Source organism: Pseudomonas sp. MDV22-iso1 (genome assembly GCF_058145095.1).
The window spans coordinates 75,644-97,821 of the sequence record NZ_JBYVMF010000012.1 but is presented as its reverse complement, the minus strand read 5'-3'; the positions used below and the strand labels follow the sequence as shown (position 1 = coordinate 97,821).

Below are 22,178 nucleotides of genomic sequence, written 5' to 3'. Positions count from 1 at the left end.
TAAACGGCCTTCGGGCCGTTTTTTTGTACCTGTTCACCTTTAAAGTCGATCCAGCGCCTCGCCACTGCGCTTGAACCATCCAATCAGATAATCCGCGAGCACCTGGGTGCGCTTAGGCAAACCACCCTGATACGGGTGCACCAGGTACATCGGCATCCGACGGGTCTGATAATCACGCAGGAGCCAGCGCAATTGACCGTCAGCCAATTCCGCTTGCAGCAAGTAGGACGGTAAGCGCGCAATGCCGGCGCCGGCCAGTGCGGCTTTTTTCAGCAGGCTGTAATGGTTGCTGGCGAACGGGCCGGACACCCGAACCCGCAATAACTCGTGTTGCTGGTGATAGAGCCACTCTTCGCGGCCACTGTAATGGCTGTTAAGCAGGCAACGGTGTTCAACCAAGGACTGGGGCGTCTGCGGCTCGCCGTATTGCTCAAGGTAGGCCGGGCTGGCGCAGGTCATTTCATTCCAGGCCAGCAGCGGCCGGGAAACCAGGCGTTCGTCGTTGCCCACCTCGGAGCGAACCGCCAGGTCAAAACCGTCCCGGGACAGATCACGAAAGTTGTTACTCAAATCGAGTTCAATCTGCACCTCGGGGTATTTGCTGGAAAACTCCAGCAGCAAGCCATCAAAGAAGGTTTCCCCCAGCGACACTGGCACCGTCATACGCACCGGCCCGGCCATATCGTCCTTCAATCGCGCCAATGCCTGACGTGCCCTCTCAACCTGGATGACAAGCGCCTGGGCTTGCGGCAACAACGCCGCGCCTGCAGCCGTCAGGCTCAAACGCCGCGTAGTGCGTTGCAGCAGGACCACGGAAAACCGCGTTTCCAACAGGCTGATCCGCTTGGAAAGCTGACCCTTGCTGCAACCCAATTGCTGCGCTGCCAGGGTAAAACTGCCAGCTTCAATCAACACGGCGAACGCCGCCAGATCATCCATTTCACTCATGGATTGTTTCCATTTGAAAACCAAAGGTTGCCTATTAGCACGCTTATCAACAGGAAAATCCACTCTAGACTGAAGCCTCGTTAAAACACTTCGAGGAACAGCACGATGAAAATTCTTTTGATTGGCGCAGGCGGCACCATCGGTTCGGCCGTCGACAAAGAGTTGTCCCAGCGTCACGAGGTCATTCGTATTGGCCGTAACAGCGGCGATTTCAATGTAGATATCAGCGACAGCGCCTCGATCCGCAAACTGTTCGAACAAACCGGAAAATTCGATGCACTGGTCTGCGCCGCCGGCAACGTCACCTTCGCGCCGCTGGACGAAATGACCTCGGACAGCTTTGCCTTGGGCCTGAAAGACAAACTGATGGGCCAGGTCAATCTTCTGCAGATCGGTCGGGAGTTCGCCAACGATGGGGCTTCGTTCACCTTCACCACAGGCGTCCTCAGCCACGATCCGATTCGCAGTGGCGCCTCGGCTGCACTCGTCAACGGTGCCATCGACAGCTTCGTGCGTGCCGCCGCCATCGAACTGCCGCGTGGCTTGCGCGTCAACTCGATCAGCCCCACCGTATTGCTCGAAGCCATGGGCAGCTACGCGCCGTATTTCCGCGGCTACAAACCGGTTCCCGCCGCCGATGTGGCATTGGCCTACGCCAAAAGTGTGGAGGGTCTGCAAACCGGTCAGACCTTTCACGTAGGCTGAAATAGCACGTCCTGCAGGGTTGTGATGAGCGGTCAGGCTGAGTAACGTGGCGGCACTTGTCTGGAGAACCAAAGATGCGTGTTGCCCGTTCCTTAGTCCTTGTTGCCCTCCTTCCGCTGTTTGCCGCTTGCCAGTTGTTCGATGGCGAGCGACAGAGCGCCTCCCATGTGGGTCAGACTCGCATGCAGGGTCAACTGACGGCGGCGGACGGCAAACTGGTATTCCAGCCGTGCAATGAATCGCGCAGTTTCGTGGTCAATGACACTGGCGGCACCAGCGTGCTGCAAGAAGCCGCGACCCTGGCCGATGCCCAGGGCAAATTGTTTGCCGACGTACGCGGCCGGGTCGATGGCAACCGCCTCGACCTTGAGCAGCTGTACCGCGTCGAGCGATCGGGCACGGCGTGCGACGATCCCAATCTGAAGCTGCTGATCCTTCGAGCCGCCGGTCATGTGCCGGAGTGGAACGTCAAAGTCAGCGGTAAAGGCATGGTCATCGACCGCGCCGGTCAACCTCCTCTGGCCCTGCCCTACGTTGAAGAACAATTGGGCGATGGCCGTTTCAACCTCAGCACTGAAGCCAATAACCAGCACATCGAGCTCTGGGTCGCGCCGCAACGTTGCGTCGACGCCACCACCGGCGCCGTCCAGCACATGAGTGCCGAGTTGCGCATTGATGGTCAAGTGCAGCGTGGCTGCGGGTATTTCGGCGGGGCGCGTAACGACTGATCTTTTTTGCCTCACGGGACCGGCGTTTGGGGCTTATAATCGCGGCCTTCAAACGCCTTGGCGCAGTTGTGCGCCCCGCGAACCGGATCCCGTCATGTTACGAATTACCGAACTCAAGCTGCCAATCGACCATCCCGAAGAAGACCTGCGCCCTGCCGTCGTGCAGCGCCTGGGCATCGCCAGTGATGACCTGCTCGATTTCACCTTGTTCAAGCGCAGCTACGATGCGCGCAAAAAGTCTTCCGAACTGTGCTTCATCTACACCATCGATCTCAACGTTCGCGATGAGGCTGCGGTGCTGCACACGTTCGCCGATGACCGCAACGTCAACGTGGCGCCGGATGTCAGCTATAAGGTGGTGGGTCAGGCACCGGCCGATCTCGAACAACGCCCGGTTGTCGTCGGTTTCGGCCCGTGCGGAATCTTCGCCGGGCTGCTGCTCGCGCAGATGGGCTTCAAGCCGATCATCCTCGAGCGCGGCACTGAAGTTCGCCAGCGCACCAAGGATACGTGGGGCCTGTGGCGTAAAAGCGTGCTCAACCCCGAGTCCAACGTGCAATTCGGCGAAGGCGGCGCGGGGACGTTCTCTGACGGCAAGCTCTATAGCCAGATCAAGGACCCGAAATTCATCGGTCGCAAAGTCCTGCACGAGTTCGTCAAGGCGGGGGCTCCGGAAGAAATTCTCTACGTCAGCAAACCGCACATCGGTACGTTCCGTCTGACCGGCGTCGTGGAAAACATGCGTGAGCAGATTCGCGCGTTGGGCGGTGAAGTGCGCTTCCAGCAGCGGGTCACCGACGTGTTGATCGAAGACGGTCAACTGGTCGGCGTCGAGCTCAATGGCGGCGAACAGATTCATTCGAAACACGTGATCCTCGCCCTCGGGCACAGTGCCCGGGACACCTTCCGCATGCTGCACGGGCGTGGCGTGTTCATGGAAGCCAAGCCGTTTTCGGTGGGTTTCCGCATCGAGCATCCGCAATCACTGATCGACCGTGCGCGCCTGGGCAAGTACGCCGGTCACCCGAAACTTGGCGCCGCCGACTACAAGCTGGTGCACCACGCCAAGAACGGCCGCTCGGTCTACAGCTTCTGCATGTGCCCGGGCGGCACCGTGGTGGCGGCGACGTCCGAACCGGGGCGTGTGGTCACCAACGGCATGAGCCAGTACTCGCGTAACGAGCGTAACGCCAACTCCGGAATCGTCGTCGGCATCACCCCGGAAGTCGATTACCCGGGTGGCCCGCTGGCTGGAATCGAGCTGCAGGAGCGTCTGGAGTCTCACGCCTTTGTGCTCGGCGGCAGTAACTATGAAGCGCCCGCACAACTGGTGGGCGACTTCATTGCCGGTAAGCCGTCCACCGAGCTGGGCAGTGTTGAACCGTCCTACAAACCAGGCGTTGCGCTGGGTGATCTGGCATTGGCTTTACCGGCGTTCGCCATCGAAGCCATTCGCGAAGCACTGCCGGCGTTCGAGAAGCAGATTCGCGGTTATTCGCTGCACGACGCGGTGTTGACCGGGATCGAGACCCGCACCTCGTCGCCACTGCGCATTACCCGGAATGAGTCGATGCAGAGCCTGAACGTGAAGGGTCTGTTTCCAGCGGGTGAAGGCGCAGGTTACGCGGGCGGGATTTTGTCAGCCGGCGTTGATGGTATCCGGATTGCCGAAGCGGTAGCGCGGGATATCCTCGGCCTCGAAGCCTGATCTGTATCCTTGTGGGAGCGAGCTTTTGTGGCGAGGGGACTTGTCCCCGTTGGACTGCGCAGCAGGCCCAAAACCTGAGTTCTCGGTGTGTCAGATACATTGCGAACTCACAGTTTGGGGCCGCTTCGCGACCCAACGGGGACAAGTCCCCTCGCCACAAAAGCTCGCTCCCACATTGGTTTCATTGCCTGAACACTCTCAGATATTGGCGCGCAACACGGTCGTGGGTAACGCGTCACCACGCTCGGCACTCGCGGCCACGGCATCGATCAAACTACTCAACGCGTACCCTTGCGCCTTGAGCCAATCCTGATCGTAATAGGTGTCTGCGTAGCGCTCGCCGCCATCACACAAAATCGCCACGATCGACCCCGTCTCCCCCGCCGCCGCCATCTGTTGAGCCGCCATCAAGGCGCCAATCAGGTTGGTCCCGCTTGAGCCACCCACATGTCGCCCCAAACGCTGCGCCAGGTAATGCATGGCCGCCAGTGAAAGGGCGTCAGGCACCTTGACCATCGCATCGATCACCTTGGGCAGAAACGACGCTTCCACACGGGGACGTCCAATACCCTCAATCCGCGATCCGTGGTCCAGACGCAGACTCGCGTCCCCAGTCTGGTAGTAGTCGAAGAACACCGAGCGCTCAGCGTCGGCGCAAAGCACCCGGGTGCAATGCTGGCGATAACGCACATAACGGCCAAGGGTCGCGGTGGTGCCACCGGTGCCAGGACTGGAGATCAGCCAGCTCGGTTCCGGGTGAGATTCGAAACGCATCTGATGGAAGATCGACTCGGCGATATTGTTGTTCGCGCGCCAGTCGGTGGCTCGCTCGGCATAGGTGAACTGGTCAATGAAATGCCCATCGTGTTCACGCGCCAAGCGCTCGGATTCGGCATAAATCTGCGTTGGGTCGTCGACCAGGTGGCTCTTGCCACCGTAGAACGCAATTTGCGCAATTTTCTCTTTAGACGTCGTCGCCGGCATCACGGCAATAAATGGCAGGCCCAGCATGCGGGCGAAGTACGCTTCGGAAATCGCCGTCGAGCCGCTGGACGCCTCGATCACCGGAGCACCCGGTTTCAGCCAGCCGTTACACAGCGCATAGAGGAACAACGAACGCGCCAACCGATGTTTCAGGCTGCCCGTGGGATGGCTGGACTCATCCTTGAAATACAACTCGATGCCCGAAAACCCCGGCAGCGGCAGAGGGATCAGGTGGGTGTCGGCGCTGCGCTGGAAGTCCGCTTCAATGATCCGAATGGCTTCACGAGCCCACTGTCGGTTGTCGCTCATGGTGATTGTCTCGTTGGATCGGCAAGAGTCGGTCCTTTTGCAAGGTTCAGCGACAAGCTTAGGAAAAAACCTACATCGCGCACAGGTACAGCTGAGGTTCAATACACCCGGCAACTGCTAGGCTCAGTTTTTTCGCCAAGCATCCTAGCTGTAACGGTATATAACAAAAAAGAATATAACTTTTGTTTTAACAACTAACGGCACGGGTTACGGTGTGCCACCTTTCGAACCTTACATTGGAGAGTGACTTTGCCTCTGCGTAGCACATTCACACGCTTCTTTCAGTTGGAAGCTGCCAGCGGCCTGTTGTTGATCGCCGCCGCAGCGCTGGCGCTGATCATCAATAATTCCCCGCTGTCGTGGCTTTACACCAGCTTTCTGGAGACCCCTGTCGTTGCACAGATTGGTGCGCTGCAAATCGCCAAACCGGCTCTGCTGTGGATCAACGACGGCCTCATGGCGCTGTTCTTCCTGCTGATTGGCCTGGAAGTGAAGCGCGAAGTCCTCGACGGTCAGTTGTCAAAACCGTCGCAGATCGTCCTGCCAGGCGCCGCAGCGATTGGCGGCATGGTTGTCCCGGCGTTGGTCTACTGGTTCTTCAACCGTGACAACGCCGCAGCCCTCGATGGTTGGGCCATCCCCATGGCCACCGACATCGCCTTCGCCCTCGGCGTACTCGCCTTGCTCGGCAAGCGCGTGCCTGTGTCGCTGAAACTGTTCCTGATGACCTTGGCGATCATCGACGACCTGGGGGCAATCATCGTCATCGCGATCTTCTACTCCGGGACGTTGTCGACCTTGTCGCTGGCCCTGGCGGGCGCGTGCATCGCGGCGCTCATCGCAATGAACCGGCTTGGCGTGGTCAAGCTTGGGCCATACATGATCATTGGTCTGATCCTCTGGGTGTGTGTACTCAAGAGTGGCGTTCACGCCACCCTGGCCGGTGTAACCCTCGCGTTCTGCATTCCGTTGCGCACAAAAAATGCCGAACCGTCACCACTGCTGACCCTGGAACACGCCCTGCACCCGTGGGTGGCCTACGGCATCCTGCCATTGTTCGCCTTCGCCAACGCGGGCTTGTCCTTGAGTGGCGTGACCGCCGAAAGCTTCACCCACCATGTCCCCATGGGCATCGCAATCGGCCTGCTGCTGGGCAAGACCCTCGGGGTCTACGGCCTGACCTGGCTGGCGGTCAAAACCGGTATTGCCGCCCTGCCCCAAGGGGCAAACTGGGGCCAGGTGCTCGGCGTGGCAATTCTCTGCGGCATCGGCTTTACCATGAGTCTGTTCGTTGGCTCCCTGGCATTTGAACCGGGCGTGAGTGAATACGCGGGGATGGACCGGATGGGGATTCTGACCGGATCGATACTGGCGGCATTGATTGGCTATGCGGTGACTGCGGCGGCAAGCCGTAAAAGCGCGGTATTGCAGCCTTGAGCTGTGCGTCGAAAAACTAGCGACAACGCCTAGAGTCTTTCAAGACTCTTCCTACAGCCACAACCGCCCTCGTTCGTTAACGTCGCGCAGCCCCACTTCGGGGCTGCCGATGGACGAATGAAAGGACAATCAGTGGCTGGCCACAAGGACATTCCCCGGGTTCAAAACCCACCGTCAGGCGACGGGCATCACATTACGTATCGCGACATGACGGCAAAGGAGCTGGCAGAACGAGACGCCAGACAACACGCCTACGACGCGATGCTCGCTCGTCAACGAGCCTTTGAAGACCGACTTCCAACGCCTGTAACAAAGGACGCCGTAGTTCACGCAGGATGCGTCTTCGCCAAATCCTGCAACCTGCCCGACGCCGTTATCGACTATTCCTACCCGTCGGGAATGGTGCCGGTCGATCGCCTCAAGGACTACGGAGAAATTGCTTGGCTTGGGGCTCGCGACGTAGACGCCGCCGGTTTGCTGCCACTGGAGCGAATCAGTGGAAGTGTAGGCTCGCTCGGCATTGGTCAACTGGCGCTTCGCGCGCCGTTCCTTGTCGCACCAGCCAGTGCTGTTGCAGCTCTGGGTGCTGTAACAGGCGCTGTTCTGACTGGAGTCGTGGCGCTGTTCTGGACGCCCACCCTGGGCGATAGCGCCCTCTACTCCGAAGATCAGCTGCGCGCTCTCAAACTAGCCCGTACGCGCGTTCGGCTGAACGTCGAGCAGCTGGCTGATGGCAGTCTCAAGGGTTACGGCTTCTACACCGGCAAGCACCGCAATTGGGAAATGGTCAAGGTCGTGCAGTTCAGTAAGCGGGACAGCCAGCAAGTTGCTGACCTCGGTGACGGTGTTGAGCTGATCTGGACGCCGGCGGTGGACGGTTCTGACATTCTTGGAATCCCGGCTCTGCAAGCAGCGCCACAAGCACCGCATATCTGGGTGTATCCGCCAACTGACGTGGCCGCCGAGATTATCGTCAACCCGATCTATCCGCCTGAGTACAAGGATTTCATTCTTGTGTTTCCGGTGGGGTCGGGGGTTAGGCCGGTTTATATTGTGGTTAGCGTACCCGGGGGAAACTTTGGATACCATCCTGCGCCAACGACTCTGCCTGCTTTCCCTGATGTAAGGCCCGCTCCATTGAAAACATCTGTACGCGGAGGAGGTAGTAAACGTCGGCGCTGGAAGGATCCTTCAGGACGAATTTATGAGTGGGACTCACAACATGGCAAGATTGAGCTCTATACCAAACAAGGCAAACACCTGGGGGAGTATGACCCGAACACAGGAGAGCAGACAAAACCAGCCGACCCGGCAAGGAGAGTAGAAAAATGAAACATGTCGTAGAAGTCTTTGACGGACAGACCGAGGATCTACTTCTCAGCGTGCAAGTACCGTCTGACCGGCATTCCGAGCTTAAAAGCTTGATGAATTGGCAACTACCGGAGGACGAGTTCGACGGGTACGACCTTTCCCCGGAACAGGTGAAGGTATTGGAGGAATGGACCGGTACAACACTGACGAACGCAAATCATATCGTCCAATTGGTATGCGTTACTGCAAGTTAGCCGTCGCCAATCCCTGAAAAAGAAAAACCCCGACCAGTCGCCTGATCGGGGTTTTCTTTTGCCGTCTTCCGCTTAGTGCGAAACGCGGCTCGTGCCATCAACCGTGGCGATGCGCACACGCTCGCCAACACGGAACACTTCGTTTTCCTGAACCTGTTGCACGTAGGCGCGCATGCTGCCGTCGTCTTCGCGAACGGTGATTTCCACGCCCTGGGTGCGGGTCAGGCCTTCTTCAGTGGCCGAACCCAGCAGGCCGCCGGCCACTGCGCCGATGACCGCTGCGACGATGCTGCCGCGACCGCCACCGATTGCACTACCGCCTACACCACCGACCACGGCACCTGCGGCGCCACCGATTGGGGTTTTGGTCCCTTCGATTTTCACCGGGCGCAGTGCTTCGATGGTGCCCATGCGAATCGTCTGCACGCGACGCGCTTCGTCACGGGAGTAGGAGTCACCGGTCAGGCTCGATTGGCAGCCGGTGAGCAACATCGCCATCGTGGAAAAGGAAGCAACCAACAGAACAGACTTACGCATAGCATCAACTCCAAAGGACAGGTATTCATTAAACTCCGCAGCATGACGCCTGTCACGGCATCGCCCGGATAAAAGTGGTTTGATTCAGGGCATGTACAGGCACCCCTCGAATTCACCACACAGTAGCGACAAATTACGAGATCTGCGCCACTGACCCAAGGATTTTCATGGATTACTTCATCATTGTCGTCACCACTGTCGCCGGTTTGTACTTCCACTGGTGGTTGTACGTGCGGATCAAACGCTGGATGGACCGTGATCTGGCGTTAGCCCTGGCCGGTGGGGATGAAGACAAGAAAGCCTACATGCTCCAGCAACTGGCGAACGCTCAAGCCAAGAAGATCAAGCGCCGGGACTTGCCGCAATGGCTGGAGGCCGCTGCGGCAGGGTATCCCGCTCGGTAGACTGCTTAGGGTGCCAGACGTTCAAGAATCCAGTCGGCGCCCTGCTGACGGTAGTTGAGGCGATCGTGCAGACGGCTCGGACGGCCCTGCCAGAATTCGATGCGCTCCGGTAACAGACGATAACCACCCCAGTGTTCAGGGCAATGAGGCTGAGTATCGCTGAAGCGCTGCTCGGTGTTCTTGAGAAGTGCTTCCAGCTCGGCACGGTCGGCGATCACCCGGCTTTGCGGCGACGCCCAGGCACCCAGGCGACTGCCGAGCGGCCGGACCTGATAGTAGGCATCGGAGTCTTCGGGCGTGACCTTCACCACTCGCCCTTCGATGCGCACCTGACGCTCCAGGGCTGGCCAGAAAAAGGTCATGGCAGCGAACGGGTTCGCTGCCAGGTGCTGACCCTTGGCACTCTCGTAGTTGGTGAAGAACGTGAAGCCCTGTTCGTCCAACCCCTTGAGCAGCAGGATTCGGCAATGCGGTCGACCATCAGCATCGACGGTCGCCAGGGTCATGGCGTTAGCCTCCACTGGCGCCTGTTCGGTTTTCACCGCGTCGGCAAACCACTGATGGAACAGCCCGAACGGCTCGGCCGGGGCTTGCGCCTCGGTCAGGCCGTCCCGGGTGTAATCGCGACGCATATCAGCCAGGCCCTGGGTCATGGTGCATTCCTTTTAAATTAACGAATTACTTCTTTGTAGCATCAGCGGCGGCGACTTTCTTGTCAGTGGCTGCGGCTTTGGCGGGAGCGGTCTTTTTCGCCGGGGTCTTGATTTTAGCCGGGGCTTTCTTTGCAGGCGCTTTGGCAGCGGCTTTCTTGGCCGGGGCTTTTTTCGCGGCCGGCACATCGGCTTTCTTCGCCGCAGGGGCCGGAGTCACTGGCGCGACCGCTGGCTTGACGTCTTGAGCGGCAACCATGCGAACGGGGGCCGGAGCAGGCATGTTGTACTTGCTCAATAACGCCACCATGGTGTTCTGCGGCGTTACCAACAATTCGACGCGACGGTTCAAGGCACGACCTTCAGTGCTGTCGTTGGCAGCACGCGGCGCTTCGCTGCCCATCCCGCGAAGCATCAGGCGATCACGCTGCAGACCACTGAGGCGGAAGATCGCCGCGACGGCCTGAGCACGTTCCTGGCTCAGTTTCACGTTGGCTGGTGCGGCTCCGGAGGTATCACTGTGCCCGAGCACGAGGACGGCGGTCTTAGGGTCGACTTCGAGAATCTTTGCCACCCGGGTGAACGGACCGAGCGTGACGGGCAGCAGCATGGCAGGGCGATCCGGGTTGAACGAACCTTCTACCGGCGCAGTGACCACCAAAACGTTTTCCCGACGCTCGAGTTGCAGGTTGCTGTCCTTGATGGCCGTGCGCAGGCGCGGTTCATAGTCGTCAAGCCAGGCCTGAGTGACTTTAGGATCAGGCATCGGTACGACCTTGGCGGTGTTCTGCTCCTTGCCTCCAAACGGCCACCACCATTTGCCACCTGCCTCGGCTTCCGCCTTGGCCACTTCAACAGGTTTGGCTTCAGGTTTTGCTTCAGGCTTCTTGTCGAGGACTTCTTCGGAGCCGAATGGCCAGTACCAAGGGTTAGCGCTTTCAGTTTTGGCGACCGGATTAGCGCTATCTGCCTTGGCGACCGGGGCCGTTGCGGCAGGCTTCAGAGGGGCTGGTGCCGCCGCGGGTTCTTTTGCCGCGACTTTATCGGACGAACCAAACGGCCACCAACTGCCGCCATCTGCATCATTTTGTGGAGTCTGTGCGCAACCGGTGATAGCGAAGCACAGGGCCAGGGCGAAGGTTTTATTGGATGACATTGGATATCCACAAAATGAAGTAATAAAAAAATCAGGCCAAGCTGGCCCGCATAAACAGACGCTTTGAAACCGAAAAGGCTGTCAGGTTCCGATATCGGACCCCTTGAGCGGGTTTTACAGACAAGTGGCCAGTACTCGCACAAGCTTTTGTGCGCGTGGATCCATCAAGACGTACGGCCCCAGTGTATTTGTCACAAAACCGAAGGCCACATCATGTTCCGGGTCAGCAAAACCGATGGAACCGCCGGCGCCTGGATGCCCGAACGCGCGCGGGCCGAGGCCGTAGGTCGCGTTGGGAACATCCGGTTGATCGAGCATGCAACCCAGACCGAAACGGGTACGGGTCAACAAAGTCTTGTCTTCGCCCAGGCTGTGCTCGCGGGTCAGCTCATCGAGCATCTCGCTTTCCAGCAGGCTGCCGTCGAGCAAACCGGCGTAGAACCCGGCCAGACTGCGAGCATTACCGTGACCATTGGCGGCCGGCTGCTGCATTCTGCGCCACTCGGGTTTATTGGTGCTGGTCAGCACGGACGGTGGATTGGTGAAGGCTCGCGTGGTCATCGCCGTCGGTTCGCGCATCGTCACTTGCAGCAAGCGCTGGGCCGCCGCATCGCCAACGTTGCCCTTACCGCGAGCGATGTGCGCCACGCGGTGGAATTCCTCGTCGGCCAGACCGACGTGAAAATCCAGCCCTAATGGCTTTGCGATCCGCGCAACGATGGATTCACCAGGACCCCGACCGTCGGCGCGACGCAGTAACTCGCCCACCAGCCAGCCATAGGTGATGGCGGCGTAGCCGTGACCGGTGCCCGGCGTCCACCACGGACTTTCGGAGGCCAGGGCATCTACCATGGTTTGCCAGTCGTAGAGAGCCTCCGGTGCGAGCAGTTCACGCAACGCTGGCAAGCCGGCCTGATGGCAGAGCAACTGGCGCAGGGTGACTGATTCTTTGCCGGCCGCAGCGAACTCGGGCCAATAGCGTGCGACGGGAGCATCCAGTTGCAACTTGCCTTCGGCGACCAGCTGCAGGGCAGTCACCGCGGTGAACGTCTTGGTGCAGGAGAACAGATTGGCGATGGTGTCGCTGTGCCAGGCTTCGGTGCCATCCTTGTCGGCGCTACCGGCCCACAGGTCGATGACGGTTTCTCCGCCGATCTGGATGCATAGCGCCGCGCCGCGTTCCTGGGGATCGTCGAACAGTGCAGCGAATGCCTCGCGCACAGCTTCGAATTTAAGCTCGTAATGACCCTGAATCTGCACCCGCAACTCCCCCGCATCAACGCTCTACAAAGTGGCCCGCATTGTTCCAGCCATTGATGGTTTTGGGAACAGGTGCGGGCCAGGCGGTCGACTGTCGTCTACTGTTGTGAACGCCTCAATGGCCATTCCCGGAATGCCCACCCGCATGACCAGCGCCCTGCCCGGCACCTTTGCCGGCATCGCCTTTGCGGCCGCCGTCTGTATCGTTACTGGCTTTTTCGGCTGCGACCTTGGCCTTCTGTGCTTCCTTACCCAGTTGATCGACGGTCGCCAGGTTGCTTTTGCGCACACTGTCGACAAAGCCCTGGAAAGGCACATCGGTAATGCCTACCAGCCCGAAGTGACCGTTTTCGCCGTCCAGCAGACGACCGGTAACCGGCTGATCCAGGTACTGGAACCAGTGGACCCCGACAATTGACGGCTCGCTCATCGCCTGTTTAAGGAAGTTCGCATAAGCCGGGCCACGGTCCTCTTCTTTTGCCAATTGCGTCACACCGCCCCAGAACGGGCCACGATCGGCCGAGCCAAAATTGAATTCGGTGATCAATACCGGCTTGTCCAGCCTGCGCAACTTCTCGAAGTCATAACCGTCCTGCGGTTGAAGGGTGTACATGTTGAAGCTCACCACGTCGCAATACTGGGCGCAGGACTCCACCGCTTCCGGGGTGCTGATGGCAAATCGGCCACCGAGTAGAAGCTGATTGGGCGCGTGCCATTTCAGCGAATCGGAGATCGTCTTGAAGTAGGTATCAGCGAAGACTTTCTGGAAATATTTGAAGTCGGCTTCGATTTCCGGATGTTCGGCGCTTGGTATCGGCGGAACAAAGCCCGGATCTTCCATCAATTCCCAAGCCGGCAGATCAATACCCCAAGCCTTGGACAAGCCTGCCTGGTTGCGATATTTGTCCCGCAGTTGCTTGAGGAACGCACGCTTGGCGGGCACGTCGGTGGTCATTTTCAAGGTGCCATACGCCAGCGCATAGCGGGCCTTCGGATCGTCACCCGGACCGGCCCAGGCCAGTTCATTGTCGGCGAAGTAACCGATCAGCCATGGATCATCGCGGTGATCCCGGGCGGCAATGGCAACCGCTCGTTCCGTGGCCATGGCAAAACGAGGATCAAACGGATCGGGCATACCGCCCCACCAGTCGCTTCCCGTACTGATGCTGGTGTAATCACCAACGATCGACAGCGGCAAGGTGTAGGGCACACGTTCAGAATCGGCCAGGGCCGGAGCGCTCCAGTTGCCAACCGTGTTGAAGCCCCAGGCTTGCAGCCGGTCCAGGGTGTGGCTGATCCAGCGGTTTTCATCAAGGTCGGCTTTGCAAGGCGCCGCCGGGGATTGTTCAACCGCTTTGGCGGCAGTCGCCTCCACCGCATCGGATTTGGCGGCTTCGGCGATACCTGATTCACCCACTGAAGGTGCTGCCGGTTGCTCTGCGGCCTTCTCGACCGTCGCCTCGACAGCGTCGGCTTTGGCCGCTTCGGCGATACCGGCCTTGGTGGTGCTGCCGAGCGCGCAAGGGTCGCCGTATAAACGCTGCAGGTTAGCGCCATAGAAATCGTACCAGCGACCCGAGTTGTAGCTGCGTCCCTGATCCGCGCCATTACCACCGCGGTTGTCGCCTTCGCCGTAATGGCTGGCCAGCGGCTCATCGGGTTTTGGCAGGGCCTCGAACATCCACTCACGACCGGCGATGTACGTCTGATTGACGTCCGGGGTGACGGTGTTGACCCCCAGCGAATAAAACGGATGCCCTTCAGGCGTTACCAGATACCAACGGCCGTCGCGCTTTTCGGTACGGAAGAAACCGCTGGCCTTGAACGCCGGCCCTTTGGTCGAGCCGCCATAAGTGTCCAGTGACGTCTTTTCGCGTTCCGCCAGCCAGGTTTTGAGCTGTTGCTGTTCCTTGCCGGCAGCGCTTTTCAATTGCTCATCGCTGCTGACTTTTTCCGGCCATTTGGTTCGGGTCGATTGGCCGTAAGCGTCCACGAGATTGCCATAAGCCGCTTGAATGACCGGCTCAACGTCCTGAACACCGAAGCGTTCCAGCAGGATGCTCTGGGCGACTTTCGGCTGATCCATCGACAACGTCACCGACACCACCTGGCTGCGATCCAGCTCACCGGCACTGCTGGTCAGCAACACCCGCTGACCGTCGACCGTTATCGGCATCGGAGGTCCGGCCTTCATGCCAAGACTCAGCGAAGAACCCGGTTGCAACGGCACCAGCAGCGTTTGGGCAGGACCGGCTGGCAAATCGACGCGGCTGATCAGGGTCTTGCCATCGTTACTCTGGATTTTGACGTAGAGGGTCAGGGCCCAATTCATCGCGCTCTGAATCCGCAAACTCATGACGCCCGACTGCGACCAGTCCCAGGCGCCACTTTGCGGCGTCAGTCGCAACGTCGGTTGCGCGACGGGATTGAACGTTACCCGGCGCAACACTTCGCCTTCGGCCGTTTGCTCAGCATTGGATTGCGGCAGGCTGGCGTCCTGAGTCGCCACCTGCACCACGTCAGCGGGACGCACAAAGTTAAACAGCGTCTGCTGGCCGGCAGGAGCCGCCAGCAAAGGGGCTGCGAACATCAGGGTAAAAACCGCTGGTAAAGAATGGCGCAGCGAACGGCGAATCATAGGAACGTAGTTCTCCCTAGCGACCTTCAATAGGCCAGTGGAAAAGCGATGGCAGAGAGATAGACAACGCGGCGGGCATAAATGCCCACCGGTGTATCAGGAAATTTCACGACGGAAAGGAGGCAACGCATTGAGGATCGCCTTGCCGTAACGCTGAGTGACCAGGCGTCGATCCAGCAAGGTAATGGTGCCGCGATCCTCTTCGGTACGCAGCAACCGACCACAGGCCTGGACCAGTTTGAGCGAGGCGTCCGGAACCGAGATTTCCATGAAGGGATTACCGCCACGGGCTTCGATCCATTCGGCCAGGGCTGCTTCGACCGGGTCATCAGGCACCGAAAAAGGAATCTTGGCGATGACCACGTGTTCGCAATAAGCCCCAGGCAAATCCACGCCCTCGGCGAAACTTGCCAGGCCGAACAGCACGCTCGAATCCCCGCCATCGACCCGCGCCTTGTGCTTGTTCAGGGTTTCCTGTTTTGACAGGTTGCCTTGAATGAACACTTGTTTGCGCCAGTCGCGGTCGAGACCATCGAAAACGTCCTGCATCTGTTTGCGCGACGAGAACAGCACCAAGGTGCCGCGCGAACCTTCGACCAGTTGTGGCAAATCACGGATGATCGCGGCGGTATGCGCGGGCGCATCCCGTGGATCGGCTTTCAGGTCCGGCACCCGCAGCACGCCAGCGTCGGCATGATGAAACGGGCTCGGGACGACGGCAGTGACGGCTTTTTTCGGCAGGCCGGCGCGCATGCGGAATCTATCGAATGTGCCGAGCGCGGTCAGGGTCGCCGAAGTAAGCAGCGCGCCATAAGCCACGTTCCACAGGTTACGACGCAGCATCTCCGCGGCGAGGATCGGACTGGCGTTGACCTCGATGTCGAACAGCGAACCGCTTTCAGCCAGGGTCAGCCAACGGGCCATGGGCGGGTTGTCTTCCGGGTCTTCGGCAGTGAAGGCCGTCCACAACTCCCAGTTGCCGGAACAACGGGACAACAAGCTGCCGAACAGCGGATACCACTCTTCAGCCTGGTTGCTGGCGATGCCGATGTTGACCTCGCCATCCATGCCTTCTTTCAACAGTTCAGTGAGCCGGGTGAACACGTCGGTCAGCCGGGCGAACCCCTTTTTCAGCTCGACACCCATTTCACGCATGTGCTCGGGAATCACGCCGCCGACGAAGCGATGACGCGGCCGCTCGCGGCCTTCAACGTCTTCACCAGGTTTGAAATCGGCAACCTGTTCGCAGGCGGTGAACATGAACTGCTGTTGAGTCTTGATCTCCCGCGCCAGCTCCGGCACCTGCTCGATCAGCTTGCCAAGGTCACCCGGCAGCGGGTGTTGGGCGAGCAGCTTGGTGAGGTTCTTGGCTGTGGTTTCCAGCCAGTCGGCGGTGGAACGCAGGCGTGTGTAATGAGCGAAGTGACCGATGGCCTTGTCTGGCAGGTGATGACCTTCGTCGAATACATAGATGGTGTCACGCGGGTCCGGTAGTACCGCACCGCCGCCCAAGGCGAGGTCTGCCAGGACCATATCGTGGTTGGTGACGATCACGTCGACCTTGCCCATGCCTTCGCGGGCCTTGTAGAAGGCGCACTGACCGAAGTTAGGGCAATGGCGGTTGGTGCACTGGCTGTGATCGGTCGTCAGACGCGCCCAGTCGGCGTCTTCCAGGGCGGTGGACCAACTGTCACGGTCACCGTCCCATTTATTGCCGGCGAGCTTTTCGATCATGCTGGTGAACAGCTTCTGACTGGCCTCGTCGACCTCGATCTTGAAGCCTTCTTCCTCGAATAACTGCGCCGTGGCGGTTTGCGCATGACCTTCCTGCAGCAGCATGTCGAGCTTGGACAGGCACATGTAGCGTCCGCGCCCCTTGGCCAGAGCGAAGCTGAAATTCAGCCCGCTATTGCGCATGAGGTCGGGCAAGTCCTTGTAGACGATCTGTTCCTGCAGGGCCACCGTGGCCGTGGCAATGACCAGACGCTTGCCAGCCGCTTTCGCAGTCGGGATCGCCGCCAGGCTGTAGGCCACGGTTTTACCGGTACCGGTGCCGGCTTCCACCGCGACAATCGCGGGGTCGCCACTGCGCCGGCCTTCGTCGTCGGTGTCGATGTCACCGAGGACTTTGGCAATTTCGGCGATCATCAGGCGTTGGCCGTAGCGCGGCTTGAGGCTCTTGGCCTCGAGAAAACGCGAGTAGGCGCCCTGAATCGTGGTTTTGAGTTCGGTGCTGATCATGGATTGTCGGGCGCAATAAACGCTGGATAAATTTTCAGTGGTTTTGGGGGGCGTTCTCAATTAGTTTCCACGCCGCGTTGTCGCCTTAAAGCGAGCCAGGCAAGGCGCAGGCCGCTGGGAATGGTTATTCCCTTTCCAAGGTCTGCAACGCAGCATGGCTCGCTTTAAGGCACAACCCGAAGGGCCGGGTCTGCTGTTGTGCAGGGCTGCGTTGCTCGAAGCTTATTTGGAATGACCAAACCACGCTTCTCACGCCTTGCCCTGCACAGCAGCAGGCCCGGCGCGGCGCGGAAACTAACTGAGAACGCCCCCCGAATCGGCGGCTATCATACCCCGCTAATTAATCCCGCGCAGAACGGAGTACCTCAATGACACCTTTTGGCATCGTTTACACCCTGCATGTCCTGTCCGCCCTGGTGTGGGTCGGCGGCATGTTTTTCGCCTGGATGGTCTTGCGCCCGGCCGCCGTGAAAGCGCTGGAAGGCCCTGCCCGGTTGAAGCTGTGGGTAGAAGTGTTCCAGGGGTTTTTTCGCTGGGTCTGGATCGCGGTGATTCTGTTGCCGATCAGCGGCGTGGGCATGATTCATCTGCAGTACGCCGGATTTGAAGCCGCGCCGCGTTATGTACAGGTGATGATGGGACTCTACGTGGTCATGACGGCGCTGTTTATCAGGATTCAGGCGCTGATGTTGCCTGAACTGCGCACCGCCGTGAGGGCTCAGGATTGGCCGGCAGGGGCTGCAGTGCTGGGGAGAATTCGTCGATTGGTGGGGATCAACCTGATCGTCGGGTTGGTGCTGGTGGCGATCGCTTCGGCTCGCCCGATGTTCTAAAGCAGATCCGGTCACTGTGGCGAGGCAGCTCGCTCCCTCACCACAGGGGATTTGTCTTTCTTACAGACGCTGAACAGTCACTGTACCTGCGGCGCCCTCAGGCCCGGGCTGGCCGTCGGCGCCTGGACGACCGCTCTTGCCGCCATCGGCGCGATAGACGATGCAACCTTTTGACTTGCCTCCCGCACCCGGTTTTCCGCCAGGCCCTGCCAAGCCACCTGCACCGCCGGCTACCTGGACCTTGATCTGCTCAACCGGGTAATCACGCGGCACTTCCAACCGGACCATTGCCCCCGGCGCGCCCGCTTGACCATCGCTGCCGTCGCTGCCATCCGCACCACGACCGGCCTGGCCCCAAGTGCAGCCCGGTGCCTGACCATTCGCACCGTCAAGGCCGACAAATCCTGGCGCGCCCGCACCACCGCGAGCATCCACCACCAACTGTGGCGCATTCAGTGACTTGATCTGCACGTTCAGATTGCGACCCGAACGCGCGGCCTTGAGGTAAGTGCCCGGTGCACCCCGCGCAGTAATCTGGCTGCCTTCCGACAATTGGGCGCGGATGACCTTGAAGTCCAGCGCCTGCTCGCCAGGCACGATAGCGATGCGCGCGTCGCGTCCCAGGTGCAACTCGCCAACGGTGACCTGAGTCACGTTCGAAGGAATCAGCAAAGTGCCGTAGTCGGCGACTTCCAGACGTTCCAGCTGCAAGGTGCTGGCCGTATTGGGTAAACGCATCAGGGAGTTGGTTTCGACGCTTACCACTTGGGCGCAAGCCAATGGGCTGATGAATGCCGCGAGCAGACAGAGATTACGCATGGGAAGCCTTCGATACGGTGGGAGCTGGAATGGTTTGCAGGTGGAACACGCCGAAAAACAGAATCTTCAGGCGATCAACCCAGGGATGGGCGCGACCTTTGAGGCTGCGATTGCACAGCAGCACTTCCAGAAGATGAAGGATTGCCAGCAGGCCGCCGACCAGATTGACCAACACCTGCAGCGGATAAACAAACGGCACGAGCGAATTAACCACCACCACGGCCCAGAACAGCAGGGTCAACAACTTCCCTAGTCCCCATATCACCTTCATACGCTCCCCCGCTGAGAATTATTCTTTGCGCGCACAGTAACGGCTTCCACGCGGGATAAGCCAGAGGGCAACGGAAAATTCTTCATGAGGGCCGCCGAATGGCCGTCCGGACGATCTGTTTTATCGCCAGACGGCTCTACTACGGGCCTCAGCGGTTGATGTGCAACTCTACGCGACGGTTTTTCGCGCGGCCCTCTTCCGATTCATTATCGGCAATCGGCTCGCTTTCACCCTTGCCTTCGCTGGTGAGTTTGCTTGGCGCCAGGCCCTGGCTCAACAGGTAATCCGCCACGCTGCTGGCGCGACGTTCCGAGAGTGCCTGGTTATAGGCGTCCGAACCGACACTGTCGGTGTGACCGACCACTTTGATGCTCACCACGTCGGCGTTTTGCAACTTGGCCATCAGCGAATCGAGTTCGCTGCGTGCAGCGGGCGTCAGGTCGGATTTATTAAAGGCGAACAACACATCGTTCGCATCACTCAAAGTGACGACTTCGGACTGCACGGGTTCGGCAGGTTTCACGCTGGCCGGGTATTGCGGCAGCGGGCAACCGTGATGTTCGACCGGAGTATTGGCGGGTGTATCAGGGCAGCGATCACGACGGTCGAAAACGCCATCGTCATCTTCATCCCCATCCTGGGCGTAGCAGATCAGGCCGCCCGTCAGGATGCCAAGCGCTGCGCCACCTCCTGCCCAGCCGGCACTTTCGATCGCGCCCAGGCCTCCACCGACCAGTCCGCCGATGAGGCTGCAGATTGGCCAGGTACGTTGATTTAACGGGGCTGTGCCATCGCTGTGAGTTGCGCAACCGGTCAGCAGGCCGCCTAGCAGCAGAACCGGCAAGACGGTCCTTGTGAGAACACTCATTATGAAAGCTCCTGTGTTACCGGCCCATACCGGTTACACAGGAGTAAAGACACACATCCGCGACTGCACAAGCCGCGGAGTGCGAGGGGGGTCAGCGGTTGATTTTGATTTCCGTGCGACAGTTCATCGCGCGGCCGTCAGCCGTTTTGTTGTCAGCCACCGGCTGGCTTTCACCGGCACCGGTTACAGACACGAAGCTGGCACGTGGAACGCCACTCTGGATCAGGTAATCAACGACCGAGTGCGCACGTTTATCCGACAGTTTCTGGTTGTAGGCATCGCTGCCCACGCTGTCGGTGTGACCGGTGACGGTCAGTTGCGCGGTAGAGGATTCCTGTTTCAGGCGAGAAGCGATTTTGTTGAGGACATCTTTATCGGAAGGCGTGAGCGTCGCTTTGTCGAACTGGAAGTGAACATCGCGAATGACGATGACTTCTTCCTTGACCACAACAGCCTCTTCGACAACTGGCGCTGGCACAGGTGGTGGGCAACCGTCGGCATCGACCTGCACGCCTCTAGGCGTACCCGGGCACTTGTCGCGGCTGTCCGGCACGCCATCGCCATCTTCGTCGCCATCACCGTGAACCCAGCAATAGGCCGCTGCCGTGCCGCCGATCAGCAGCGCGCCATACCCTGCCCATGCCGAGCTCTCGGTCGCGCCGAGACCAGCACCTACGACACCACCGACCGCCGCACAGGTCGGCCAGTCGGTTTTCTGCAAACCTGCGCAACCAGTCAACACACTGGTTAGCAGAACCAAGGGTAATGCTGTCCGAACTATGCTCATCTAGTTTTCTCCTGAGGGATCGGCTTAGAACCGATTCAGGGAGTAAAGACCGGAGTTTTAATCTCCGCCAGCATTAGGCCATAGCTGTTTTACGCCGTGATCACGGTTGATCGACGCTTTTCCCCTAATAGAGCGCTAGGCCCGGACCTTCGGGCAGGCTAGTCTTGGCAGCTCTGATTGAGGATCTTCGATGATTGCAGGTATTTCTGCGCGCACGCCGCAACAGGCGCTGGCCGCTTTGCTGGATCGTTACGCCCCTGCGCGCCTTCTTTTGATTGGCGCCAGCGAGTTCCCCGCGCTTGAAGCCTTCAAGCTCGCACACCCTGACAGCTGTGTCGCGCATGCCGCGCCCGGTCAATTGCCGGCAGATCTAGCGTGCCGTCGGTTCGACCTGGCGCTGGTCGTCGATTGCCTGGAACACCTGCCCAAACGCGACGGTCTGAATTTGCTGGGAGGAATCCGCAACCTCAATGCCAGCCGAATAGCGGTGCTGGCGGACCTGCCGGCCAGTGGCTGGCAGGAAACGGATTTTTTCTCCCTGGCCCTGCAAGCCAGCGAACGCTTTCAGCGTGACGAACAGGTACTGACCCTCTTCACCTACGATCTGCTTGACTATAAGCAAGTACCCGACTGGCTCAACTCACGGTTTTGGGCCAATCCGGAAAACTTCGGGAAATATTGGTGGTAACGCGATGAGTACTTCTATCTGCCCTTGCGGCAGCGGCACCCTGCTCGATGCCTGCTGCGGTCACTATCATGCCGGCCATCCGGCCCCCTGCGCCGAAGCCCTGATGCGTTCGCGCTACAGTGCGTATGTGCTGGGCCTGATCGACTATCTGGTCGCGACCACCCTGCCTGCGCAACGCGAAGGGCTGGATCGCCAGTCCATCAGCAACTGGAGCGCGCAAAGCACCTGGCTGGGTCTGGAGGTGGAGAGCTCCGAAGTGTTCGGCGGTCAGCCGGAGCACGCATTCGTGACCTTTACCGCCCGCTGGCATGACAGCACGGGCGAACACAGCCACCGCGAGCGCTCATCGTTTGTGCAGAACGCTGCCCACTGGTACTTCATCGACCCCACCGTACAACTCAAGGCCGGTCGCAACGATGCTTGCCCTTGCGCCAGCGGGCAGAAGTTCAAGAAATGCTGTGCGAGCTACTTCGGCAGTTAAGACGAGAAACCTGTAGCAGCTGCCGAGCCTGCGAGGCTGCGTTCGAGTGCGTAGCGCTCGCTAAATGGTCGGCAAGTGCTGCGCATTCCAACGCAGCCTCGCAGGCTCGGCAGCTGCTACAGGACGTGTTCGCAGGTTTGGCGGTTGTTTCAAGCTCAAGG

General features: G+C 59.5%; 22 protein-coding genes. 10 read left to right on the top strand and 12 right to left on the bottom strand.

Features of this window, described 5'->3' with window-relative positions; translation table 11 throughout:
• Nucleotides 1-39 precede the first annotated feature (39 nt).
• Nucleotides 40-948: a LysR family transcriptional regulator gene (locus tag AC3ZVB_RS15480; protein ID WP_162438584.1), complete on the bottom strand. Its 909-nt coding sequence runs from the start codon at nucleotides 946-948 to the stop codon at nucleotides 40-42.
• Between the two features lie 105 nt (nucleotides 949-1,053).
• On the opposite strand from AC3ZVB_RS15480, the gene AC3ZVB_RS15475 reads away from it, so the two are divergent.
• The 3 genes from AC3ZVB_RS15475 (at nucleotide 1,054) to AC3ZVB_RS15465 (ending at nucleotide 4,089) form a co-directional block, all read left to right on the top strand.
• A complete protein-coding gene (locus AC3ZVB_RS15475) occupies nucleotides 1,054-1,653 on the top strand; it encodes a short chain dehydrogenase (protein WP_490147026.1) in 600 nt (199 codons plus the stop codon).
• Nucleotides 1,654-1,727: 74 nt separating this feature from the next.
• Nucleotides 1,728-2,381, top strand: coding sequence for a COG3650 family protein (locus AC3ZVB_RS15470; RefSeq protein WP_490147025.1), 654 nt, complete (start codon nucleotides 1,728-1,730; stop codon nucleotides 2,379-2,381).
• A 94-nt stretch (nucleotides 2,382-2,475) separates the two neighbouring features.
• Nucleotides 2,476-4,089 (top strand): NAD(P)/FAD-dependent oxidoreductase, encoded by a 1,614-nt coding sequence (locus AC3ZVB_RS15465; RefSeq protein ID WP_490147024.1) that lies wholly within the window; start codon nucleotides 2,476-2,478, stop codon nucleotides 4,087-4,089.
• A gap of 198 nt (nucleotides 4,090-4,287) precedes the next feature.
• On the opposite strand, the gene AC3ZVB_RS15460 is transcribed toward AC3ZVB_RS15465, so the two are convergent.
• Complete coding sequence (locus tag AC3ZVB_RS15460; protein ID WP_490147023.1) at nucleotides 4,288-5,382, bottom strand: PLP-dependent cysteine synthase family protein; 1,095 nt, start codon at nucleotides 5,380-5,382, stop codon at nucleotides 4,288-4,290.
• 249 nt (nucleotides 5,383-5,631) lie between these two features.
• Here AC3ZVB_RS15460 and nhaA point away from each other — a divergent pair, with 249 nt between their 5' ends.
• The 3 genes from nhaA to AC3ZVB_RS15445 all read left to right on the top strand — a co-directional run bounded on the left by nhaA (nucleotide 5,632) and on the right by AC3ZVB_RS15445 (nucleotide 8,384).
• On the top strand, nucleotides 5,632-6,819 hold the full coding sequence (gene nhaA / locus AC3ZVB_RS15455; RefSeq protein WP_490147022.1) for a Na+/H+ antiporter NhaA: 1,188 nt from the start codon (nucleotides 5,632-5,634) through the stop codon (nucleotides 6,817-6,819).
• Between the two features lie 132 nt (nucleotides 6,820-6,951).
• The gene (locus AC3ZVB_RS15450; protein WP_490147021.1) at nucleotides 6,952-8,151 is read left to right on the top strand and encodes a colicin E3/pyocin S6 family cytotoxin; all 1,200 of its coding nucleotides are present in this window, start codon (nucleotides 6,952-6,954) and stop codon (nucleotides 8,149-8,151) included.
• Nucleotides 8,148-8,384, top strand: coding sequence for a DUF7683 domain-containing protein (locus AC3ZVB_RS15445; protein WP_490147020.1), 237 nt, complete (start codon nucleotides 8,148-8,150; stop codon nucleotides 8,382-8,384). Before AC3ZVB_RS15450 ends, AC3ZVB_RS15445 begins: the two co-directional genes overlap by 4 nt.
• A 72-nt stretch (nucleotides 8,385-8,456) precedes the next feature.
• Here the strand turns inward: AC3ZVB_RS15445 and AC3ZVB_RS15440 are convergent, their stop codons facing one another.
• Entirely contained in the window at nucleotides 8,457-8,921 is a 465-nt protein-coding gene (locus AC3ZVB_RS15440) for an outer membrane lipoprotein (protein WP_020798113.1), read from the bottom strand.
• Nucleotides 8,922-9,088: 167 nt separating this feature from the next.
• Here AC3ZVB_RS15440 and AC3ZVB_RS15435 point away from each other — a divergent pair, with 167 nt between their 5' ends.
• The gene (locus AC3ZVB_RS15435; protein WP_162438578.1) at nucleotides 9,089-9,325 is read left to right on the top strand and encodes a hypothetical protein; all 237 of its coding nucleotides are present in this window, start codon (nucleotides 9,089-9,091) and stop codon (nucleotides 9,323-9,325) included.
• 5 nt (nucleotides 9,326-9,330) lie between these two features.
• Here the strand turns inward: AC3ZVB_RS15435 and pdxH are convergent, their stop codons facing one another.
• From pdxH to dinG, 5 genes are all read right to left on the bottom strand, one after another.
• Nucleotides 9,331-9,978: a pyridoxamine 5'-phosphate oxidase gene (gene pdxH / locus AC3ZVB_RS15430; protein WP_162438577.1), complete on the bottom strand. Its 648-nt coding sequence runs from the start codon at nucleotides 9,976-9,978 to the stop codon at nucleotides 9,331-9,333.
• A 25-nt stretch (nucleotides 9,979-10,003) separates the two neighbouring features.
• Nucleotides 10,004-11,131, bottom strand: coding sequence for an OmpA family protein (locus AC3ZVB_RS15425; protein ID WP_490147019.1), 1,128 nt, complete (start codon nucleotides 11,129-11,131; stop codon nucleotides 10,004-10,006).
• Between the two features lie 114 nt (nucleotides 11,132-11,245).
• Nucleotides 11,246-12,391 (bottom strand): serine hydrolase domain-containing protein, encoded by a 1,146-nt coding sequence (locus tag AC3ZVB_RS15420; RefSeq protein WP_490147018.1) that lies wholly within the window; start codon nucleotides 12,389-12,391, stop codon nucleotides 11,246-11,248.
• A 115-nt stretch (nucleotides 12,392-12,506) separates the two neighbouring features.
• Nucleotides 12,507-15,029: a beta-galactosidase gene (locus AC3ZVB_RS15415; protein ID WP_490147017.1), complete on the bottom strand. Its 2,523-nt coding sequence runs from the start codon at nucleotides 15,027-15,029 to the stop codon at nucleotides 12,507-12,509.
• A 96-nt stretch (nucleotides 15,030-15,125) separates the two neighbouring features.
• The gene (dinG, locus tag AC3ZVB_RS15410) at nucleotides 15,126-17,270 is read right to left on the bottom strand and encodes an ATP-dependent DNA helicase DinG (RefSeq protein WP_490147016.1); all 2,145 of its coding nucleotides are present in this window, start codon (nucleotides 17,268-17,270) and stop codon (nucleotides 15,126-15,128) included.
• A gap of 368 nt (nucleotides 17,271-17,638) precedes the next feature.
• Here dinG and AC3ZVB_RS15405 point away from each other — a divergent pair, with 368 nt between their 5' ends.
• Nucleotides 17,639-18,103, top strand: a complete 465-nt coding sequence (locus AC3ZVB_RS15405; RefSeq protein ID WP_490147015.1) for a CopD family protein — start codon at nucleotides 17,639-17,641, stop codon at nucleotides 18,101-18,103.
• Nucleotides 18,104-18,163: 60 nt separating this feature from the next.
• Here the strand turns inward: AC3ZVB_RS15405 and AC3ZVB_RS15400 are convergent, their stop codons facing one another.
• The 4 genes from AC3ZVB_RS15400 to AC3ZVB_RS15385 all read right to left on the bottom strand — a co-directional run bounded on the left by AC3ZVB_RS15400 (nucleotide 18,164) and on the right by AC3ZVB_RS15385 (nucleotide 20,848).
• On the bottom strand, nucleotides 18,164-18,922 hold the full coding sequence (locus tag AC3ZVB_RS15400; protein ID WP_490147014.1) for a collagen-like protein: 759 nt from the start codon (nucleotides 18,920-18,922) through the stop codon (nucleotides 18,164-18,166).
• Nucleotides 18,915-19,193, bottom strand: coding sequence for a DUF1145 domain-containing protein (locus AC3ZVB_RS15395; protein ID WP_490147013.1), 279 nt, complete (start codon nucleotides 19,191-19,193; stop codon nucleotides 18,915-18,917). The genes AC3ZVB_RS15400 and AC3ZVB_RS15395 overlap by 8 nt, the downstream gene beginning before the upstream one ends.
• Nucleotides 19,194-19,341: 148 nt before the next feature.
• Complete coding sequence (locus tag AC3ZVB_RS15390) at nucleotides 19,342-20,061, bottom strand: PA1041 family peptidoglycan-binding anchor lipoprotein (RefSeq protein ID WP_162439061.1); 720 nt, start codon at nucleotides 20,059-20,061, stop codon at nucleotides 19,342-19,344.
• A 91-nt stretch (nucleotides 20,062-20,152) separates the two neighbouring features.
• On the bottom strand, nucleotides 20,153-20,848 hold the full coding sequence (locus tag AC3ZVB_RS15385; RefSeq protein ID WP_490147012.1) for a PA1041 family peptidoglycan-binding anchor lipoprotein: 696 nt from the start codon (nucleotides 20,846-20,848) through the stop codon (nucleotides 20,153-20,155).
• A gap of 190 nt (nucleotides 20,849-21,038) precedes the next feature.
• On the opposite strand from AC3ZVB_RS15385, the gene AC3ZVB_RS15380 reads away from it, so the two are divergent.
• Both AC3ZVB_RS15380 and AC3ZVB_RS15375 read left to right on the top strand, forming a co-directional pair.
• Nucleotides 21,039-21,536 (top strand): DUF6231 family protein, encoded by a 498-nt coding sequence (locus AC3ZVB_RS15380; protein WP_194691195.1) that lies wholly within the window; start codon nucleotides 21,039-21,041, stop codon nucleotides 21,534-21,536.
• 4 nt (nucleotides 21,537-21,540) lie between these two features.
• Nucleotides 21,541-22,017: a YchJ family protein gene (locus AC3ZVB_RS15375; protein WP_162439064.1), complete on the top strand. Its 477-nt coding sequence runs from the start codon at nucleotides 21,541-21,543 to the stop codon at nucleotides 22,015-22,017.
• Nucleotides 22,018-22,178 lie beyond the last annotated feature (161 nt).

Bases quoted from the DNA above. Each gene is read 5' to 3' on its own strand.
- AC3ZVB_RS15480 (WP_162438584.1), bottom strand. From the start codon at position 948: ATGAGTGAAATGGATGATCTGGCGGCGTTCGCCGTGTTGATTGAAGCT.
- AC3ZVB_RS15475 (WP_490147026.1), top strand. From the start codon at position 1,054: ATGAAAATTCTTTTGATTGGCGCAGGCGGCACCATCGGTTCGGCCGTC.
- AC3ZVB_RS15470 (WP_490147025.1), top strand. From the start codon at position 1,728: ATGCGTGTTGCCCGTTCCTTAGTCCTTGTTGCCCTCCTTCCGCTGTTT.
- AC3ZVB_RS15465 (WP_490147024.1), top strand. From the start codon at position 2,476: ATGTTACGAATTACCGAACTCAAGCTGCCAATCGACCATCCCGAAGAA.
- AC3ZVB_RS15460 (WP_490147023.1), bottom strand. From the start codon at position 5,382: ATGAGCGACAACCGACAGTGGGCTCGTGAAGCCATTCGGATCATTGAA.
- AC3ZVB_RS15445 (WP_490147020.1), top strand. From the start codon at position 8,148: ATGAAACATGTCGTAGAAGTCTTTGACGGACAGACCGAGGATCTACTT.
- AC3ZVB_RS15440 (WP_020798113.1), bottom strand. From the start codon at position 8,921: ATGCGTAAGTCTGTTCTGTTGGTTGCTTCCTTTTCCACGATGGCGATG.
- AC3ZVB_RS15435 (WP_162438578.1), top strand. From the start codon at position 9,089: ATGGATTACTTCATCATTGTCGTCACCACTGTCGCCGGTTTGTACTTC.
- pdxH (WP_162438577.1), bottom strand. From the start codon at position 9,978: ATGACCCAGGGCCTGGCTGATATGCGTCGCGATTACACCCGGGACGGC.
- AC3ZVB_RS15425 (WP_490147019.1), bottom strand. From the start codon at position 11,131: ATGTCATCCAATAAAACCTTCGCCCTGGCCCTGTGCTTCGCTATCACC.
- AC3ZVB_RS15415 (WP_490147017.1), bottom strand. From the start codon at position 15,029: ATGATTCGCCGTTCGCTGCGCCATTCTTTACCAGCGGTTTTTACCCTG.
- dinG (WP_490147016.1), bottom strand. From the start codon at position 17,270: ATGATCAGCACCGAACTCAAAACCACGATTCAGGGCGCCTACTCGCGT.
- AC3ZVB_RS15405 (WP_490147015.1), top strand. From the start codon at position 17,639: ATGACACCTTTTGGCATCGTTTACACCCTGCATGTCCTGTCCGCCCTG.
- AC3ZVB_RS15400 (WP_490147014.1), bottom strand. From the start codon at position 18,922: ATGCGTAATCTCTGTCTGCTCGCGGCATTCATCAGCCCATTGGCTTGC.
- AC3ZVB_RS15395 (WP_490147013.1), bottom strand. From the start codon at position 19,193: ATGAAGGTGATATGGGGACTAGGGAAGTTGTTGACCCTGCTGTTCTGG.
- AC3ZVB_RS15390 (WP_162439061.1), bottom strand. From the start codon at position 20,061: ATGAGTGTTCTCACAAGGACCGTCTTGCCGGTTCTGCTGCTAGGCGGC.
- AC3ZVB_RS15385 (WP_490147012.1), bottom strand. From the start codon at position 20,848: ATGAGCATAGTTCGGACAGCATTACCCTTGGTTCTGCTAACCAGTGTG.
- AC3ZVB_RS15380 (WP_194691195.1), top strand. From the start codon at position 21,039: ATGATTGCAGGTATTTCTGCGCGCACGCCGCAACAGGCGCTGGCCGCT.
- AC3ZVB_RS15375 (WP_162439064.1), top strand. From the start codon at position 21,541: ATGAGTACTTCTATCTGCCCTTGCGGCAGCGGCACCCTGCTCGATGCC.